The 285-nt window shown below is 71.9% G+C and carries 1 protein-coding gene; it reads right to left on the bottom strand.

Annotated elements, in window-relative coordinates:
• Positions 1-285 (bottom strand): aminotransferase class I/II-fold pyridoxal phosphate-dependent enzyme (locus JT719_RS24635; RefSeq protein ID WP_207436430.1); only part of this gene is annotated, 285 nt, incomplete at both ends.

The following is a 285-nucleotide window of genomic DNA, read 5'->3' as shown; positions in this document are numbered from 1 at the left end:
GCCTCGAACTTGGCGCGGTAGGCGCGGCGGTTCTCCTCCACATGCGCCTCGTCGCGCCACATGGCCGCACTCGCCGCGACGACGGGCAGCGGCATGCCGGCGTTGGAATAGCTGCGCACCCGCGAGAAGAGCGCGATCAGCTCCGGATCGCCGGCCACGAAGCCGGAGCGCAGGCCCGCCGCACTCGACCGCTTGGACAGGGAATGGAAGACCAGGATGTTGGCCCAGGGCCGGGCCGGGTCGCCCTCCCCCGTGTCCAACATGGAGGCCGCGACCTCGAGCGCC

This window comes from Sabulibacter ruber, from assembly GCF_017355955.1.
GTDB classification, from domain to species: Bacteria; Bacteroidota; Bacteroidia; order Cytophagales; family Hymenobacteraceae; genus Nibribacter; species Nibribacter ruber_A.
This window is presented reverse-complemented; position numbering and strand designations above follow the sequence as displayed.